Origin of the sequence: Nocardia sp. NPDC050799, from assembly GCF_040654015.1 — a bacterium.
In the GTDB taxonomy this organism is placed as follows: Bacteria; Actinomycetota; Actinomycetes; order Mycobacteriales; family Mycobacteriaceae; genus Nocardia.
Window position 1 is genome coordinate 166,648 of sequence record NZ_JBFAHF010000001.1, and the last position, 15,707, is coordinate 182,354.

Annotated in this window: 14 protein-coding genes; 4 read left to right on the forward strand and 10 right to left on the reverse strand. The window is 67.1% G+C overall.

The window, feature by feature from the left end:
* Positions 1–173 precede the first annotated feature (173 nt).
* Together AB0H42_RS00825 and AB0H42_RS00830 are read left to right on the forward strand one after the other, a co-directional pair.
* Complete coding sequence (locus tag AB0H42_RS00825; RefSeq protein WP_357047745.1) at positions 174–1,643, forward strand: aldehyde dehydrogenase; 1,470 nt, start codon at positions 174–176, stop codon at positions 1,641–1,643.
* Between the two features lie 2 nt (positions 1,644–1,645).
* Positions 1,646–2,764: an NDMA-dependent alcohol dehydrogenase gene (locus tag AB0H42_RS00830; RefSeq protein WP_357048623.1), complete on the forward strand. Its 1,119-nt coding sequence runs from the start codon at positions 1,646–1,648 to the stop codon at positions 2,762–2,764.
* Between the two features lie 424 nt (positions 2,765–3,188).
* On the opposite strand, the gene AB0H42_RS00835 is transcribed toward AB0H42_RS00830, so the two are convergent.
* Positions 3,189–4,805, reverse strand: a complete 1,617-nt coding sequence (locus AB0H42_RS00835) for an AMP-binding protein (protein WP_357047748.1) — start codon at positions 4,803–4,805, stop codon at positions 3,189–3,191.
* Positions 4,806–5,003: 198 nt separating this feature from the next.
* Here AB0H42_RS00835 and AB0H42_RS00840 point away from each other — a divergent pair, with 198 nt between their 5' ends.
* Positions 5,004–5,834, forward strand: a complete 831-nt coding sequence (locus AB0H42_RS00840) for a mycofactocin-coupled SDR family oxidoreductase (protein ID WP_357047751.1) — start codon at positions 5,004–5,006, stop codon at positions 5,832–5,834.
* A 133-nt stretch (positions 5,835–5,967) separates the two neighbouring features.
* Complete coding sequence (locus AB0H42_RS00845; RefSeq protein ID WP_357047753.1) at positions 5,968–7,344, forward strand: MFS transporter; 1,377 nt, start codon at positions 5,968–5,970, stop codon at positions 7,342–7,344.
* A 564-nt stretch (positions 7,345–7,908) separates the two neighbouring features.
* Here AB0H42_RS00845 and AB0H42_RS00850 read toward each other — a convergent pair.
* The 9 genes from AB0H42_RS00850 to AB0H42_RS00890 all read right to left on the reverse strand — a co-directional run bounded on the left by AB0H42_RS00850 (position 7,909) and on the right by AB0H42_RS00890 (position 15,622).
* Entirely contained in the window at positions 7,909–8,496 is a 588-nt protein-coding gene (locus AB0H42_RS00850; protein ID WP_357047756.1) for a TetR/AcrR family transcriptional regulator, read from the reverse strand.
* A gap of 192 nt (positions 8,497–8,688) precedes the next feature.
* Entirely contained in the window at positions 8,689–9,846 is a 1,158-nt protein-coding gene (locus AB0H42_RS00855) for a thiolase family protein (protein WP_357047759.1), read from the reverse strand.
* 28 nt (positions 9,847–9,874) lie between these two features.
* Positions 9,875–10,651 carry an SDR family oxidoreductase gene (locus AB0H42_RS00860; RefSeq protein WP_357047762.1) on the reverse strand — a complete coding sequence of 259 codons (777 nt, stop codon included), beginning with the start codon at positions 10,649–10,651 and terminating at the stop codon, positions 9,875–9,877.
* Entirely contained in the window at positions 10,648–11,061 is a 414-nt protein-coding gene (locus AB0H42_RS00865; protein WP_357047765.1) for a MaoC family dehydratase, read from the reverse strand. Before AB0H42_RS00865 ends, AB0H42_RS00860 begins: the two co-directional genes overlap by 4 nt.
* Positions 11,058–11,495, reverse strand: coding sequence for a hypothetical protein (locus AB0H42_RS00870; RefSeq protein WP_357047768.1), 438 nt, complete (start codon positions 11,493–11,495; stop codon positions 11,058–11,060). The genes AB0H42_RS00865 and AB0H42_RS00870 overlap by 4 nt, the downstream gene beginning before the upstream one ends.
* Positions 11,495–12,658, reverse strand: coding sequence for an acyl-CoA dehydrogenase family protein (locus AB0H42_RS00875; RefSeq protein WP_357047771.1), 1,164 nt, complete (start codon positions 12,656–12,658; stop codon positions 11,495–11,497). Before AB0H42_RS00875 ends, AB0H42_RS00870 begins: the two co-directional genes overlap by 1 nt.
* A 39-nt stretch (positions 12,659–12,697) precedes the next feature.
* Positions 12,698–13,663 (reverse strand): zinc-binding dehydrogenase, encoded by a 966-nt coding sequence (locus AB0H42_RS00880; RefSeq protein WP_357047774.1) that lies wholly within the window; start codon positions 13,661–13,663, stop codon positions 12,698–12,700.
* A gap of 64 nt (positions 13,664–13,727) precedes the next feature.
* Positions 13,728–14,861: an acyl-CoA dehydrogenase family protein gene (locus AB0H42_RS00885; protein ID WP_357047777.1), complete on the reverse strand. Its 1,134-nt coding sequence runs from the start codon at positions 14,859–14,861 to the stop codon at positions 13,728–13,730.
* A 2-nt stretch (positions 14,862–14,863) separates the two neighbouring features.
* Positions 14,864–15,622 carry an SDR family NAD(P)-dependent oxidoreductase gene (locus tag AB0H42_RS00890; protein WP_357047780.1) on the reverse strand — a complete coding sequence of 253 codons (759 nt, stop codon included), beginning with the start codon at positions 15,620–15,622 and terminating at the stop codon, positions 14,864–14,866.
* Positions 15,623–15,707 lie beyond the last annotated feature (85 nt).

Consider the following 15,707-nt stretch of genomic DNA (forward strand, 5'->3'; position numbering starts at 1 on the left):
AGATCAGGATACTCGACCGACCGGTCTCTCATGTCCACTTCTGTGCGGTTCCCGTGCTGGACGCTCACGTCCAAGTCATCGAGCGCAACGATCCAATTCGGGAGCTGTGATCGCCGTTACATTGCGCTCGGTTGATGGGTCGCCATCGCTGAACTGTGGACGAAGAGGATTTCATGACCACGACGACATCCGAGACCACTCGCGGCTATGACCGGTTCTACATCGGCGGGAGGTGGGTGGAACCGTCCGGCAGGGAACGAATCGAGGTCATCTCCCCGGCATCCGAAGAAGTGATCGGCCACGTTCCGGATCCGGTGGCCGCCGACATCGACCGCGCGGTCGCCGCCGCTCGCGCGGCCTTCGACGGCCCGTGGCGGCACAGCCCACCCGCGGAACGGGGCGCGGCGCTGACCCGTCTCGCTGATGCGATCGAGAGCCGGATACCCGACTTCGCCGAGCTGTTCGCGCTCGAGGTGGGGGCTCCGCTCGCGGTGGGCACCGGTTTCCACACTCTGGCCGTGAACATGCTGCGACAGTTCGCCGCCATGCACGAAACCTACCCCTTCGAAGAGACCAGGGCCGAGGGTGCGGATCGGATCCGCATCGTCCGCGAGCCGGTGGGGGTCGTCGGTGCGATCATCCCGTGGAACGGGCCGGTCGCCGCGGCGGCGTTCAAGCTCGGCCCCGCCCTCGCCGCGGGCTGCACCGTCGTGCTCAAACCCGCACCCGAGGGGCCGCTGACCGCCTACCTGCTCGCGGAATGTGTCGAACGGGCCGAGATCCCGGCCGGGGTGGTGAATATCGTGGCGGGCGGTCGTGCGGTCGGGGAGCATCTGGTGACGCACCCGGGTGTCGACAAGATCGCTTTCACCGGCAGCACCGCCGCCGGGAAACGGATCGCGAGCTTGTGCGGGCAGCGCATCGCGCGGGTGACACTGGAACTCGGCGGGAAATCGGCGGCGATAATCGCGGCGGACGTGGACCCCGGCGATGTGGTTCCCACGCTGGTACCCGCGGGGATCGGCCATACCGGCCAGGTGTGCGCCGCGATCACCCGGGTGGTCGTGCCGCGGGCCCGGCACGACGAATACGCCCGGGCGATCGCGGAAGCGCTCGCCGGGATCGCCGTCGGCGACCCGTTCGATCCGGGTACCGCCCTGGGGCCGCTGGCCATGGAACGGCAGCGCGATCGGGTCGAGAGCTACGTGGCGACAGGGCTGGCCGAGGGCGCGGAACTCGTCACCGGCGGTCGCAGACCGGAGAAGTTCGACCGCGGCTGGTATTTCGAGCCCACCTTGTTCGCGAACGTGCGCAACGACATGACGATCGCCCGGGAGGAGATCTTCGGCCCGGTGATCTCGCTGATTCCCTACGACGGCGGGATCGACAACGCCATCGCCATCGCCAACGACTCGCCCTACGGCCTCGCCGGCGCGGTCTACACCACGGACCGGCAGGTGGCCGAACGCGTGGTCCGCGAGGTGCGCACCGGGCAGATGTACGTCAACAACGCCGGTATGTGCGTGACCCAGCCATTCGGCGGTTTCAAGGAGTCCGGCATCGGCCGTGAAGGAGGGCCGGAAGGGCTCGCCGGCTACGTCGAGACCAAAATGATCAACTTCGGCGAGGAGACCGTGGCATGACTTTGACGACCCGTGGTGCGCTGCTGTGGGAGCCGGGCACCAACTCCGGATGGAGCATCGAGGACATCGAAATCGACCCGCCGAAGGCCGACGAGGTTCTCATCGAACTCACCGCCTCCGGGTTGTGTCACTCCGACGCCCACCTCGACACCGGCGACATCCCGCTGCCGTTCGCGCCCGTTCTCGGCGGGCACGAAGGAGCAGGTGTCGTCCAGGAGGTCGGCTCGGAAGTACACGACCTGCGCGTGGGAGACCACGTCGTCACCACCTTCCTGCCGTCCTGCGGCCGGTGCCGATGGTGTGCGTCGGGAATGGGGAATCTCTGTGACATCGGAGCGGGCGTACTCGGCGGCAAAGCGCCGGACGGCACCAACCGGATCCACATCGACGGCAAACCGGTCGGGGCGATGTCGTTCCTCGGGACGTTCGCCCGGTATGTCGTCGCGCCGATCAGCGGCGTGGTGAAAATCGACAAGGACATACCACTGGAGAAAGCGGCGCTCATCGGCTGCGGCGTGCCCACCGGCTGGGGGTCGGCGGTGAACGCCGCCGCGACCGAGGTCGGCGATACCGTGGTCGTGGTCGGCACCGGGGGCGTCGGCATCAATGCGGTCCAGGGCGCGCGGCACGCTGGGGCGAGCGCCATCGTGGCCATCGACCCGGTGGCGTACAAGCGCGAGATGGCCGAGCAACTGGGCGCCACCCACTCCGTGGCGGATTTCGACAAAGGCATCGAGCTCGTCCGCTCGCTGACCCGCGGAGTCATGGCCGACCGCGTCATCCTGACCGCCGGAGTCGCCACCGGTGATCTGATCGCACCGTGCCTCGAGCTGACCCGCAAGGCCGGGACACTGGTGATCACCGCGGCCGCGCCGGCGCTCCAACAACAGGTGAACCTGAATCTGCTCGACCTCACCATGGCAGGCAAACGGATCCAGGGATCGCTGTACGGCAGTTGCAACGCCCGAGTCGAGGTGCCCAAACTGCTGGACCTGTATCGCGCGGGGGTGCTCCGGCTCGACGAGTTGGTCACCCGGACCTATCGGCTCGACGAGATCAACGACGGCTACCGGGATATGAACGAGGGACGCAACCTTCGCGGTGTGATCCTGTTCGACTGAGCACGGCCGCCGTGCCGTGGGCCGGTTCGCGGGGATGGCGGCCTACGATCGATGGTGTAGGTGGCACCGCTGACGGTTCCATCCGGTTCGTCCGGATGGAACCGTTGCCGCAGGAGTATGCGCGCGCTCCGGTGCATCGAGCCCGTTACCGCACCTGTTCTGTCTGACCTGATCACCGAATGGTGCTGCGTCCTGCGTTGTCGAACGGCGCCTTGTTCTCGCAGGCAGCGCGGCCGGCTTGGACGCCGCGCAGTTCCCTCATCGAACTGCGGGTCCGACCGTATCGACCACGTCGTCAGCGAGGCGGTGCCGCACCGGCTGTGCTGGTGGCGATTCCGCGTGCGGCGACCAAGTACGCGGCGGCTGTTCGTCCTCGGTGAGCAGCGAGTCGCGGTACTCACCGGCGCCGGTGAGTACCGCGGCGTCAGCCGACCGGCGGTTTCAGCCGCTCCAGCAGCCGGCCCTTCTGGATCTTGGTCGCCGACATCGGCCATTCGGTGATCATCTCGACCTGCCGGGGCACCTTGTACTTCGCCATCCCCTTCGCGCAGTATTCGATGAGCTCCGCGGCCGTTACTGCGGCGCCGGATCTCAGTTCGACAAAGGCAGCGGGTACCTCCCCGTACTTCGGGTCGGGCATGCCGACAACGGCCGACATGATCACGTCCGGGTGGCCGAGCAGGAAGGTCTCGACCTCTAGACAACCCACGTTCTCACCCCCGACCTTCAGCATGTCCTTGGCCCTGCCCTGGAAGGTCAGGTTGCCCTCCTCGTCCACCGATCCCAGATCCCCGGTGGCGAACCATCCGGCCGCGTCGATACTGGCCGCCGTCTTCTGCGGGTCGTTGTGATAGCCGAGGAACAGGTTGTAGCCGCGCACATGAATCTCCCCGGTCACCCCCGCGGGGACCTGGACGCGGTCCACAAGGTCGCGAATCGAGATCTCGACCCCGGTGAAGGGCCGGCCGCAGGTGAGGCGCTGTTCGAGCGGCGCGTCGAGCCGTCCCATCACCGCGACGCCGCCGGTCTCGGTGGATCCGTAACAGCTGACGTGGCTGGTGTAGGGCAGCAGCGCCTGGTATCTGCGCAGGACGTCCGGCGGGCCGACGGTCAGCAGGGCGCGCACCTTCGCGAAGGTCTCCGGCCGGTAGCTGTCACTCTCGAGCATCGGCCCGGTCAGCGTGGGGTAGGCAGGGTAGGCGATGGTCGCGCTCTCTGCGACGATGCTCGCCAGCGCCTCTTCGACATCGAAATGGACCGTCGATATGTAGGTGGCGCCTGCGTTGAGCACGGCGATCATCGGCGCCTGAGCGCTGACGTGGAACATCGGCAGCGGATTCCACATCCGGTCGGCCTCGGTGATCCCGAAACCCTCCTCGCCCACTGCCACGCCCAGCTCGACCACGGATCGGTGCGACAGCGGACATCCCTTCGGCATCGAGGTGGTGCCGGAGGTGTACATCATGATGTACGGATCCTGCGGGGCGACCGCGAGCGCGTTGTCCCGGATCCGCTGCCGGTCGACTGAATGCCCCTGTGCGAGGAACTCCGACCTCGGCATCAGACCGCCGCGGGTCCGACCACCGAACAGCACGACTCGTTCGAGCGCGGGCGCGAGATCCGGTGCAGGCCGCTCCGAGCCCCGCGCCTCCGCCAGCCCGGGCAGCGCGTCGTACAGCCGGGACACGTAGTCGACATGTTCGTCGACTACGTCGGTGGTGAACAGAACGCGCACTCCGGAGTCGGGGACGACGTAGGCGAGTTCACGCGGGGCCAGGCGGGCGTTGAACGGAACGAACGTCGCTCCGGCCAGAGCCGCACCGAACAGGACATAGGTGAACTCCTGACAGTTGGGCATCAGAGCGCCGACCGCATCACCCTTGCCGATCCCCATGGCCGTGAGCGCCGCCGCGACATCCGTGGCAGCGGAGAGGAGCTCCGCGTAGCTCTGCCTGCTCCCCGGAAACACAAAGCTTTCGTTGTCCGCATGTGCTTCAGCCGCTCGCAGCAGTAGAGCCGGCACCGTGTTCGTGTTGGACATCACACCTCCTGCAGTCACCATACAACCGGTTGGTGGGTCGAACAATCCACTCGTGAGTTTTGCCCGATTATTCGGCCCGCTGACCATCAGGCGACCGGGCAATGTCCCGCACATAGCATTTTCCAAAATTTGTTCACCTACCAATCGGTTGGTTGTATATTGCTGTCATCATTACCCGATCGAACGGAGAGTTGCCCTATGGCCGGAAGTGAGAGCGGGCGCGCTCTGGACGGGCGGGTCGCCGTCGTCACCGGAGCGGCACGAGGCCAAGGTCGCGCTCATGCGCTGCGCCTCGCCGAGCACGGAGCCGACCTGATCCTGGTCGACTCCTGCGCCGGTTTCCCCGGCCAGGGCTACCCGCCGGCCGACGCGGCGGATCTCGCGGAGACCGGCCGCCGGGCGCGCGAACTCGGGGTCCGGGTCATCGCCGAGACCGTCGACGTGCGGGACCACGCCAGGCTGGACAGCACCATCACGGAGGGCGCGCGGGAGTTCGGCGGCCGACTCGACATTGTCGTCGCGAACGCCGGGATCAGTGCCTGGGGCAAGCTCTGGGAGATATCCAGGGAAGAGTGGGACGAGGTCGTCGGTGTCAACCTGACCGGCGTCTGGCTGACCCTGAAAGCATGTGTCCCGACCATGATCGAAGCCGGGCGTGGTGGCTCCATCATCATCACCAGTTCGGTGGCGGGTATCAAACCCCTACCGGCGCAGGCGCACTACAGCGCCGCCAAACACGGCGTGGTGGGCTTGATGAAGACCGCCGCCCTCGAGCTGGCGCCGTACGGCATCCGCGTCAATGCCCTCCACCCCTGGGCGGTGGACACCCCGATGGCGACCGACGGCAACCTGACCGCGATTCTCCGGGCGAACACCCACTTCCTCAAGTCGTTCGGGCAGGTGCTGGACAGCCCGGCGATCGCTGCGCCCGAGGACATCGCCGACGCGGCGCTCTGGCTGGCCACCGACGCTTCCCGCACGGTCACCGGCGCGTCCATCCCCGTCGACCTGGGTGCCACAAGCGTCTAGGCCGGACTCACTCGGCCTACAAACCAGCAAACGACCGTTTGGCACATATCGGGGTGTGCGCTCGCGGCCGCGCGTGATCCGACCCCGCATCGGCATCGGTCCGATGCGATTCCAGAGTGGAGTACCTACACAGATGATCGAAACAGGAACCGAGCCGGGGTCGGCCGACCTGCCCCAGGACCAGCAACGCCGAGTGGTGCGGAAGATAGCCCTGCGGGTCCTTCCCCTCGTCTTCGTCGGCTACATCTTCTCGTACTTCGATCGCACGAACATCGGCTTCGCGGCGCTCACCATGAACGACGATCTGGGGATTTCGGCCTATACCTACGGATGGATCGCCGGCATCTTCTTCCTCGGCTACATCGCCTTCGGAATACCGAGCACTTTGGCACTCAACCGATTCAGCGCACGCTTCTGGCTGAGCGCGTTGATGATCGCCTTCGGCGTCATCTCGACGGCGACCGCGTTCGTCGACTCGGTGCCGCAACTGGCCATCATGCGGTTCCTGCTCGGCGCCGCCGAGGCGGGGGTCTTCCCGGGCATCCTCGTCTACATCACGATGTGGTTCCCACCCCGGTACCGCGGCAGGGTGATGACCGCGTTCATCATCGCCGTTCCCTTCTCCGCCATGATCGGTGGACCGCTGGCCGGTCTCATCCTCCGCATGAACGAGACCCTCGGCGTCGAGGGATGGCGCTGGTTGTTCTTCGTCGAGGGGCTGCCCGCGTTCCTCATCGGGTTGCTCGGGCTTCGCCTCATCCCGTCGCGGCCGGCCGAAGCGCGATGGCTCTCGGATCACGAGCGCCGGTGGCTGAACGAGCAGTTGACGCCGCCGGAGCAACCGGTGACCGCGGCAACCGGGAAAACCCGCTCGTGGACCGCGATCCTGGACGGCCGGGTGATCGTCCTGGCACTCGCACAGACCTGCTCGGTCATGGCTTTCTACGGTGTGACGCTGTGGCTGCCTCAACTACTGAAGCAGATCAGCTCATCGACCGACACCATCGCCATGCTCTCCGCGATTCCCTACGCGGCCGCGATTCCCGCGATGATCCTGCTCGGCCGGAGTTCGGACCGTACCCAGAAGCGCGCGGTGCACGTCGGGCTCGCCTACGGCCTGATCACCGTCGGACTGTTGCTGGCGATCGTCGCCGGGAGCAGCGCGTGGGCGCTGGTCGGGCTGTCCGTGGTGGCGATCGGCAACCTCGGCGGGCAGTCCTCGTTGTTCTCACTGCCCGGGACGCTGTTCACACCGGCGAAGGCCACAGCCGCGATCGCGGTGATCAGTTCGGTCAGCAATATCGGCGGCTTCGCCGGACCGTACGCCATCGGCGCGCTGAAGAACGCTTCCGGCGGCTATACCCTGCCCTTCATCGTGCTGGCCGTCCTCGCCGCCGCCGGCGCGACCGCGGTGTGGGTGCTGGGGCGGCGCTGGGAATACGAGTCGCGCACCGAACCCGCGGGGCGAGTCCGACCGTCGAATCCTCGGGGCTCGGCGTCGACGGGTTGATTCCGACGGCCGAGGCAACGCTGGTGGTCGGATCGAGCGGCGATGAGCTCGGCGAAACGCTCGGCCGGGTTTCCCGGTCGAGCGTTTCGCATGGTCGGCTGTCGCGTTCGGCAAACCGTGATCGGCGGTATGGTGTGCGGCGGTCACGGCAGGCGCGCCCGTGGGGCAGCGCGCGCAGCTCATCGCGGCCCTGTACTCGGAGGCGTGATGAACGGTCTCGTGACCCGGTCCGGGCGGCGGGCAGTCCTGTTGACCCCACCCGGTCGGAAAGTGTTGGCGCCAGTCCGAACCGTGTGGAGCCGATAAGACCGCTACGCGGTCGAGCCCACGGTGCCGGTGTCGCGGATCTCGTGACTGATCGTCGATGGGCTGCGTCCCGGCTCCGGGGCGATCGCGCGGATAATTGCCGTCCCGTCGCCGGGCGGCGATGTGAAGGCACTGGTCCTCCCTCGAACACCGTGATCGGGATGTAGAGGAGGCCGTCCGCTCATACCGAGCGGACGGCCTCCCACGTTATCGATCATCCCGGCCGCCGCGCCACATACGCCGAGGAACACCCCGTGCTCAATCCTGCGGTCGTGGCGCCAGGCCCGAGATGAACAGATCGGCGAAGACCTCGCCGATCTGGGCGCCATCGCTGGGGCCCGAATCCTGGTACCACCGGTACACCCAATTCGCGGCGCCGAGAATCGCCAGCGCTACCAGTGAGGCATCGACGTCACCGCGGAAGCTTCCCTCGGCCTGCCCCTCCACGACGAGGTCGCGAACCAGTTCGTCGTAGGCGAGCGTGGACAACTCGCGACGGCGTGCCGGCGACAATCGCTCGAACTCGTGCAGGAACACCGTGGTCTGAATCAGATTGTCGGTGAGGTACTTGACGTGCCCCACCACGGCAGCGAAAAGCCGCTCGGCGGCGGTGCCGTCCCCGGTGCTGAGCCGGCGGAAGTTGGCGACACCCTCCCAATAGACCGAGCGGATGACCTCGTAGAGCAGATCGTCCTTGGAACGGATGTAGTAGTAGAGGCTGCCCTTGAGTATGCCGAGTTCGTCGGCGATGTTCTGTAGCGAGGTCGCGGAGTAGCCTCGCTCGGCGAACATTGTCCCGGCGACATCCAGGATCTCCGGCCAGCGCTCGTCACTGTTCTTGCGCACAGATGGTGAATCGGAGGCCCTGCGCGCGCCGGCCGGCGCCCGTAGCTTCACGGGCGCGTCGGATTTGATGACGCGCGGACGCTGTGCTCGGTCACGCGATGCGGCCACCGATTCCCCCTGTCGTCGTACCTACCATACGGTCAGTAGCTTAGCACTCGACGATATCGGTGACCGCGTGGCGCGCCCATATCGCTACCTGGGGTCGATCAGCTCGAGGATCGTCGCGTTCGCCATACCGCCGCCCTCACAGATCGCCTGTAGCCCATAGCGAGTGCCGCTCGCGCGCATGTGATGGACCAGATTCGTCATGATCCGGGCGCCGGAACAACCGAGCGGATGGCCGAGCGCGATAGCTCCGCCATTGACGTTCACCCTCGCCGGGTCCGCGCCTATCTCGTTCTCCCATGCACCGATGACCGAGGCGAACGCCTCGTTGACCTCGAAGACGCCGATATCGTCCAGCGAAAGACTCGAGCGCCGCAGCACCTTCTCGGTCGCGGGGATGGGACCCGTGAGCATCGTGATCGGGTCGACACCGACCACGGTCGAGGCGACGAATCGCGCGAAGGGGCGCAAGCCGAGTTCCCGTGCCCGGACATCGCTCATGATGAGCAGAGCCGATGCCCCATCGGAGATCTGGGAGGAGTTCCCCGCGGTGATCCGCCCGTTCTCCCGGAACGGCGTCTTCAGCGCGGCGAGGGCTGCGAGCGTTGTGCCACGCCGGATCCCCTCGTCTCGGTCGACCACGCCCGCCGGAGTGCTGACCGGCACGATCTGATCGGTGAAGGCGCCGCTGTCCACGGCCGCCGCGGCGCGTTCGTGCGATCGGACGGCGATGGCATCGAGGCGCGCGCGATCGAGATCCCATGTGTCGGCGATCATCTCGGCTCCGATGCCCTGGGGCACCAGCCGGTCGCCATATCGCGCTGCGACCAGCTCGGACCGTGGGTGCCCCGGCCCGTTCTCGACGCTGGAGAACATCGGCACCCGCGACATGGACTCGGCGCCGCCCGCGACGACGATGTCGTAGTGCCCGGCCACGACGCCGGCCGCAGCGAAGGTGGCCGCCTGCTGGGAGGAGCCGCACTGCCGATCGACGGTGGTCGCGGGCACCGATTCGGGCCAACCGGCGGCGAGCACACCGTATCGGCCGATGTTCATCGACTGTTCCCCCACCTGGGAGACGCAGCCCCACACGACATCGTCCACGGTGGCCGGGTCGAGGCCTGTCCGTCGGACGAGTTCGCGTAGCACGACCGCGGACAGGTCGACAGGGTGGACATCCGACAGGACACCGTTGCGCTTGCCGATCGGCGTGCGGACGGCCTCGACGATCACTGCTTCTACCACGATTGGCCTTTCCGAAGATCTGGTCCGGTCACGAGCCGGAAGGAACGAGTGGGTTGTTCACGCCGCCACCGTCGACGACGAGGCGGTGGCCGGTGATGTATCCGGCGTTCGCACCGGCGAGGAACGCCACGGCGTCGGCGATATCGCTGGGTCGGCACACCCGTCCGAGCGGGGAGAATCGATCGAGATCCGCGATCCCGGCATGGCCCGATGTGGCCCGGGTCAGCCTGTCTCCCATCTCCGTGGCCACCAGTCCGGGGGCGACCACGTTCACCCGAACCTTGTGTGCACGCTCTTCGCGCGCCATCACGACGACCGCTGCGTCCAGTGCGGCCTTGCCGGCCGCGTAGGGAGCGGTGCCGGTCGGCAGCAGTGTGGTCACCGTGCTCGAGACGAAGACGATACTGCCGGCGTGGCGTCGCAAGGACGGCATCGCCGCGCGCGCGAGTTCGATGTTCGAGAGTGCGAAGAGCTGGAACATGCGCCGGTACTCGTCGCTGGAGCTGTCCACCGCGGAGTTCCCGCGCGAGGCCGCGCCGGCATTGCCGACAAGCACACCGATGCTGCCCAGCGCCGACTCGACCTGCTGAACCACTCGCTCCGCCTCGCCCGGCACTGCGAAATCCGCGCGGAAGGCCGCCGAGCGGCCGCCGCGGGCCTCGATCGCGGCGACCACCTCGGCTGCTGCCTCGGCATCGCTCCGGTAGGTCACCGCGATCGGGTGATCGGCCGCCAGCCGCTCGGTGATCGCTCTGCCGATGCCGCGGGATCCGCCTGTGACGAGCGCGATCGCCGGGTCGTTCATGTCCGTTCCTCTCGTCTCGGCGCGGTCACGGCCCGGCCCCGGATCACGGGCACCCCGCCGGCTTCGACCGTCACGTCGTAGACCCGGTCGCCGGGTTCCGCCGGATCGCTGGTTTCGGGTGTCTTGCGGGCCTCGGCCACGATGGCCTCGCCGGCGATCACAGTGCCGAGTAATCGCACGGTGAGGCGCCGGACGCGTTCGTGCGGGGTGTGCTGCTCGAACAGGTTGTAGATCAGGGCAATGGTCGACGGGCCCTGATTGACCGGGCCGTCCGGGAAGCCGAGGTCCCGCGCCGCCGCCCCGCTCAGATGGATGGGATTGGCGTCGGCGAGGAGCAGCGCGAGCGTCTTCATCCGTTGCCCGTCCACCTCGGCGAGTTCCCACCGCAGGATTCGATCGTCTCTCGTCATGCCCCCGGCTCCCCTCGTCGCACCGCGTAGACATTGGTCACCGTCGCTACCACCCCGGAGTCGTCGGACAGGGTGAACACCCACCGGATGAGGTCGAACCGGCCGAAGGCGGCACCTGTCTTACGCGCGACGTCCGCCACCGCCCCGGCGACCCGGTAGCGATGATCCGCGCGCAGGTCGTCGGTGAGCTCGATGGTCGTCTCGGCCAGCACCGGTCCTTCGGCGATCGAGGTGTGCAGCGCCGCGAAGAATTCTTCGACCGAGACCCCCATGCCGCGCTGGGCGCCGATGAACGCGGCGATGGGGTGCGGAACGGGTGACGCGGTCGCATAGACCGTGTCACGCAGGATCGCGCTCTCGTACTCCGCGATCTCGAAATATCCGCCTGGAACGGTGATTCCGGCCAGATCGGTGTCCGTGGTCGGGTTCGTCATCAGAATGACCGCGGCAGGCCGAGACCTTCGGCAATGGTGTTGCGTGCCATCTCGTTGGTGATGGGGCCGATGCGGAACAGGCGCACGTCGCGCCAGTAGCGCTGCATATTGGTCTCGGCCGAGTAGCCCATGCCACCGAGGATCTGCAGTCCCAGATCAGCACCCTGGCCGGCAAGTTCGGAGGCGACGATCTTCGCCATGTTCGAGGCCGCGTAGGCGTCCTGACCGGTCGATTGCAACCACGCTGCCTTGAACACCATCAGCTCGGCCTGATCGCGCCACATCGCGATGTTCGCCACGTGGTGCTGCAACGCCTGGAAGCGGCCGATCTTGCCGCCGAAGGCCTCACGCTCGTGCAGGTATTGCAGTGCGTCCTCGAGCACGCCATCCAGGATTCCGACGCAGAACGCCGACAACATGACCCGCTCGTTGTTGAGGGTGGGAAGCAGCATGTACCACGCTTCGCCGGGCTCGCCGAGCACGTTGGCGTCGGGAACGAAGACATCGTCGAGGAAGACGTCGCACGAGCCGAGAGAACGCATTCCGAGTTTGGGGATCTCGGTGATCTGCACTCCCTCGCTGGCCGTCGGGAGGATGAACAGCGTCAGTCCTCTGGTGCGTTTGGCGACGTTGTCGTCGGTCCGCGCGAGCAGCAGAATGTAGTCCGCGACATGGGACATCGAGCTCCAGGTCTTCTGACCGTTGAGCACCCAGCCACCGTCGACCTTGCGTGCCCGGGTCTTCATCGCGCCGAGCAGGTCGGTGCCGCCGCCGGGCTCGGTGAACCCGATCGCCCACTTGTCCGATCCGGAGCAGATCCGCGGGAGGTAGTACTTCTTCTGCTCCTCGGTGCCGTAAATTCCCACGGACTTGCCGCCGGCGAACGAGGTGATGCCCCACACCCAGGTGAGGCCGGCCAGCGAACGCGCGAGCCCGCGCGCCAACAGCATCTGGGTGACGATGTCGCCGCCCTGCCCGCCGTGCTCCTCGGGCAGGCCGATCCCGTGGAACCCGGCCTTGGTCATGCCGTTCCACAGCTGTTCAGGGAACGACGACTCGTCTTTCTCCCAGGCCAGTGCCGCCGACTTGGGGGCTTCCGAGTCGACCCAGTCGCGTACGAACGCGACGAAGTCGCGCTGTTCTTCGGTGAGTCCGAATTCCATATCGTTCCAACACTTTCTGATTCGTGGTGCCGTTCGGAGCTACGGTGTGACGACGACCTTGCCGAAGGCGTCGCCGCTCTCCAGGCGTGCGACAGCCCTGGCCGCCTGATCGAGTGGATGGATGGAGTCGATGATCGGGCGGAGATTGCGCGCTTCGCAGAACGCGACCAGCTGCCGGAGATCATCGACGGTGCCCAGCGACGAGCCCTGAATGCGAATGTGGCTCAGAAAGATACGGCTCACGTCCACGGTGACCTCGCCACCGGTTGTTGCCCCGCTGACCACCACGGTTCCGCCGGGCGCCACCGAACGCAGCGAGTGCTGCACAGTCGCCGACCCCACGGTGTCGAGGACCACGTCGACCCGCTCGGGTAGCCGTTCGCCGGGTTCGAATGTCGCGGCGGCGCCGATCGCCGCCGCCGACCGCGCGCGTTCGGCTTCCCGCGTGGTCACCCACACCCGCAGTCCCGCTGCGGCGGCCAGCGCGATGGCAGCGGAGGCGACACCGCCACCCGCCCCCTGGACCAGCACCGTGTCTCCGGGCCGGGCCCCTCCGGCGCCGAACAGCATCCGGTAGGCGGTGAGCCATGCGGTCGGCAGTGCGGCCGCCTGCTCGAACGTCATCGTGACCGGCTTGTCGACGAGGTTGCGTACTGGTACAAGGATCGATTCGGCCGCTCCGCCGGTGGTGGCCTCGGCCAGCATCTTCCGGTGCGGATCGAGTAACTCACCGCCGGGTGCGCTCGGGTCGGCTACCAGAGAATGGACGATTACCTCGCGTCCGTCCTCGGTGATTCCTGCGACATCGGAGCCGAGGGCGAGTGGGAAGTCGGCCTCGGTGGTGCCCACCCCCTTGATCGACCACAGGTCGTGGCGGTTCAGGGAGGTCGCCTTCACCTCGACTCGCGTCCAGCCGTCCCGCGCCCGCGGCTCCTCGGTTTCGGTTACGGCCACAACTGCCGCCGCGTCGGATCGGGCCATGCGGGTGGCGATCGCACGCATCATCGCGTCGTGCTCCTCTCGTAGGTGCGGGTCGATGCCATGCCCGCAGGGGTCCTGTTCAATTCCGTCACCGGGCCAGCTCGCGGCCGACGATCTCGCGCATGATCTCGTTCGCGCCGCCGTAGATCCGCTGCACGCGGGCATCACGCCAGCGCCGGGAGATCGGGTACTCGTCCATGTATCCGTAGCCGCCGAAGAACTGCAGTGACCGATCGAGGACCTGGCCCTCCAGGTCGGTGGCCCAAAACTTGGCCGCGGCCGCTTCGTGCGCCGTGAGCTCCCCGGCGTCGAGCGCGAGAATGCAGGCGTCGATGTGGCTCCGGGCCACCTCGATGGCCGTGTGCATCTCGGCCATGGCATGCATGACCGTCTGGTGCCGGACGATGGGGACGCCGAAGGCGTGCCGTTCGCGCACGTATGCCAGCGCCAGGTCGAACGCCGCCCGTGCGCTCGCGACAGCGAACACCGCGATCGACAGGCGTTCGCGCGGCAGGCTCCGCTTGACCAGCATGAGCGCCTCCCCGCGCTTCCCGATGACGTTGGCTGCGGGCACCCGGCAGCCGTCGAAGGTGATCTCGGCTGTGTCCTGACCGCGCCGTCCCACCTTTTTCAACGGGGCGTGCTGCTCGAGTCCCGGCGTGCCCCGCTCGACGGCGATCAACGTCATTCCCTGTTCGCCGCTCGCGCGGGCGAGGACGAGGACCAAGTCCGCGGAGAAGCCGTTGGTGATGAACGTCTTGGCGCCGTCGATGACGAGACCGTCTCCTTCGGATCGCACCGTCGTGGTGATCGCCGCCAGATCCGACCCGGCACCCGGCTCGGTCATCGCGATCGCCGTCACCAGTTCGCCGGAGGCGAAGCCCGGCAGCCAGCGGCGGTGTTGCGCGGCGTCGGCGTAGTCGATCAGATACGGCGCCATGATGTCGTTGTGCAGCGCGAAGCCGTCGGTCGCTATGCCGCTGGCCGCGACCTCTTCCTGGATGATCGCGTTGTAGCGGAAGTCGGTGATGCCGAGGCCGCCGTACTCGGCCGGTGCCTGGAAACCCAGGTAGCCCAACGATCCCGCGTGCTCCCAGAAGCTTCGCGGTGTGACTCCCGCCGCCTCCCATTCAGCGATGTGCGGCACGGCGGCGGCATCGAGGAATGCCCGGAACGCCCGGCGGAAGTCGTCGTGCTCGGCGTCGAAGAGCGCGCGTCGCATCGTCAGAGCCTCGTCGCGGCGTCGAGCCGGACGACCTCGCCGTTGAGCAGCGTGACCTCCATGAAGCACTTGACCAGTGCCGCGAAATCCTCCGGCGTGCCCAGCCGCTTGGGGAAAACGTGCAGATCCACCAGTGCCGCGCGCCGATCACCATCGATGCCGGCGAGCATCGGGGTATCCATGATTCCGGGTGCGACGGTCATGACCCGGATCCCGTGAATGGCCAGATCTCTGGCGAGCTGGAGGGTCAGCGCGATCAGCGCTCCTTTGCTCGCCGTGTATGCGGCCTGCCCGACCTGGCCCTCGAGACCGGCGGCCGAGGACACGTTGACAATGAGCCCGCGTTCACCGTCCGGTCCGGCCTCGTTGCCGGACATGGCGGCGGCAACCGTGCGGATGACGTCGAACGCACCCACCAGATTGATGTCCAGCACCTTTTCGAAGGTCGGCAGGTCGTGAGCGCGGCCTCGACGGTCGACCACGCGCTGGGCCGGGGAGATCCCCGCGGCGTTCACGCACAGGTCTATCCGCCCGTACTCGGCGCGGACGCGGTCGACGGCCGCCCGGACCTGGTCTGGGACGGAGACATCGGTGGGAACGAAGGTCACGTTCGTGACTTCGCGTTCCAGATCGGCGGCCGCACTCGTCTCCAGATCGAGAACGACGGCACGGCCGCCGTGTGCGGCGAGCATACGGGCCACTCCGGCACCGAGTCCGCCACCTCCGCCGGTGATGATTCCGACCGCTCCTGTGACCTTCATAGATGTCCTCCTCGCTTCACCCGTAGTTACCATACAACCGTTTGGTAGTGGTCACAACAGCGCAGTACAAAGAGCTATTACCGTT

Coding starts and splice junctions, on each gene's coding strand:
- AB0H42_RS00825 (WP_357047745.1), top strand. CDS start 174: ATGACCACGACGACATCCGAGACCACTCGCGGCTATGACCGGTTCTAC.
- AB0H42_RS00835 (WP_357047748.1), bottom strand. CDS start 4,805: ATGTCCAACACGAACACGGTGCCGGCTCTACTGCTGCGAGCGGCTGAA.
- AB0H42_RS00840 (WP_357047751.1), top strand. CDS start 5,004: ATGGCCGGAAGTGAGAGCGGGCGCGCTCTGGACGGGCGGGTCGCCGTC.
- AB0H42_RS00845 (WP_357047753.1), top strand. CDS start 5,968: ATGATCGAAACAGGAACCGAGCCGGGGTCGGCCGACCTGCCCCAGGAC.
- AB0H42_RS00860 (WP_357047762.1), bottom strand. CDS start 10,651: ATGAACGACCCGGCGATCGCGCTCGTCACAGGCGGATCCCGCGGCATC.
- AB0H42_RS00865 (WP_357047765.1), bottom strand. CDS start 11,061: ATGACGAGAGACGATCGAATCCTGCGGTGGGAACTCGCCGAGGTGGAC.
- AB0H42_RS00870 (WP_357047768.1), bottom strand. CDS start 11,495: ATGACGAACCCGACCACGGACACCGATCTGGCCGGAATCACCGTTCCA.
- AB0H42_RS00875 (WP_357047771.1), bottom strand. CDS start 12,658: ATGGAATTCGGACTCACCGAAGAACAGCGCGACTTCGTCGCGTTCGTA.
- AB0H42_RS00880 (WP_357047774.1), bottom strand. CDS start 13,663: ATGATGCGTGCGATCGCCACCCGCATGGCCCGATCCGACGCGGCGGCA.
- AB0H42_RS00885 (WP_357047777.1), bottom strand. CDS start 14,861: ATGCGACGCGCGCTCTTCGACGCCGAGCACGACGACTTCCGCCGGGCG.
- AB0H42_RS00890 (WP_357047780.1), bottom strand. CDS start 15,622: ATGAAGGTCACAGGAGCGGTCGGAATCATCACCGGCGGAGGTGGCGGA.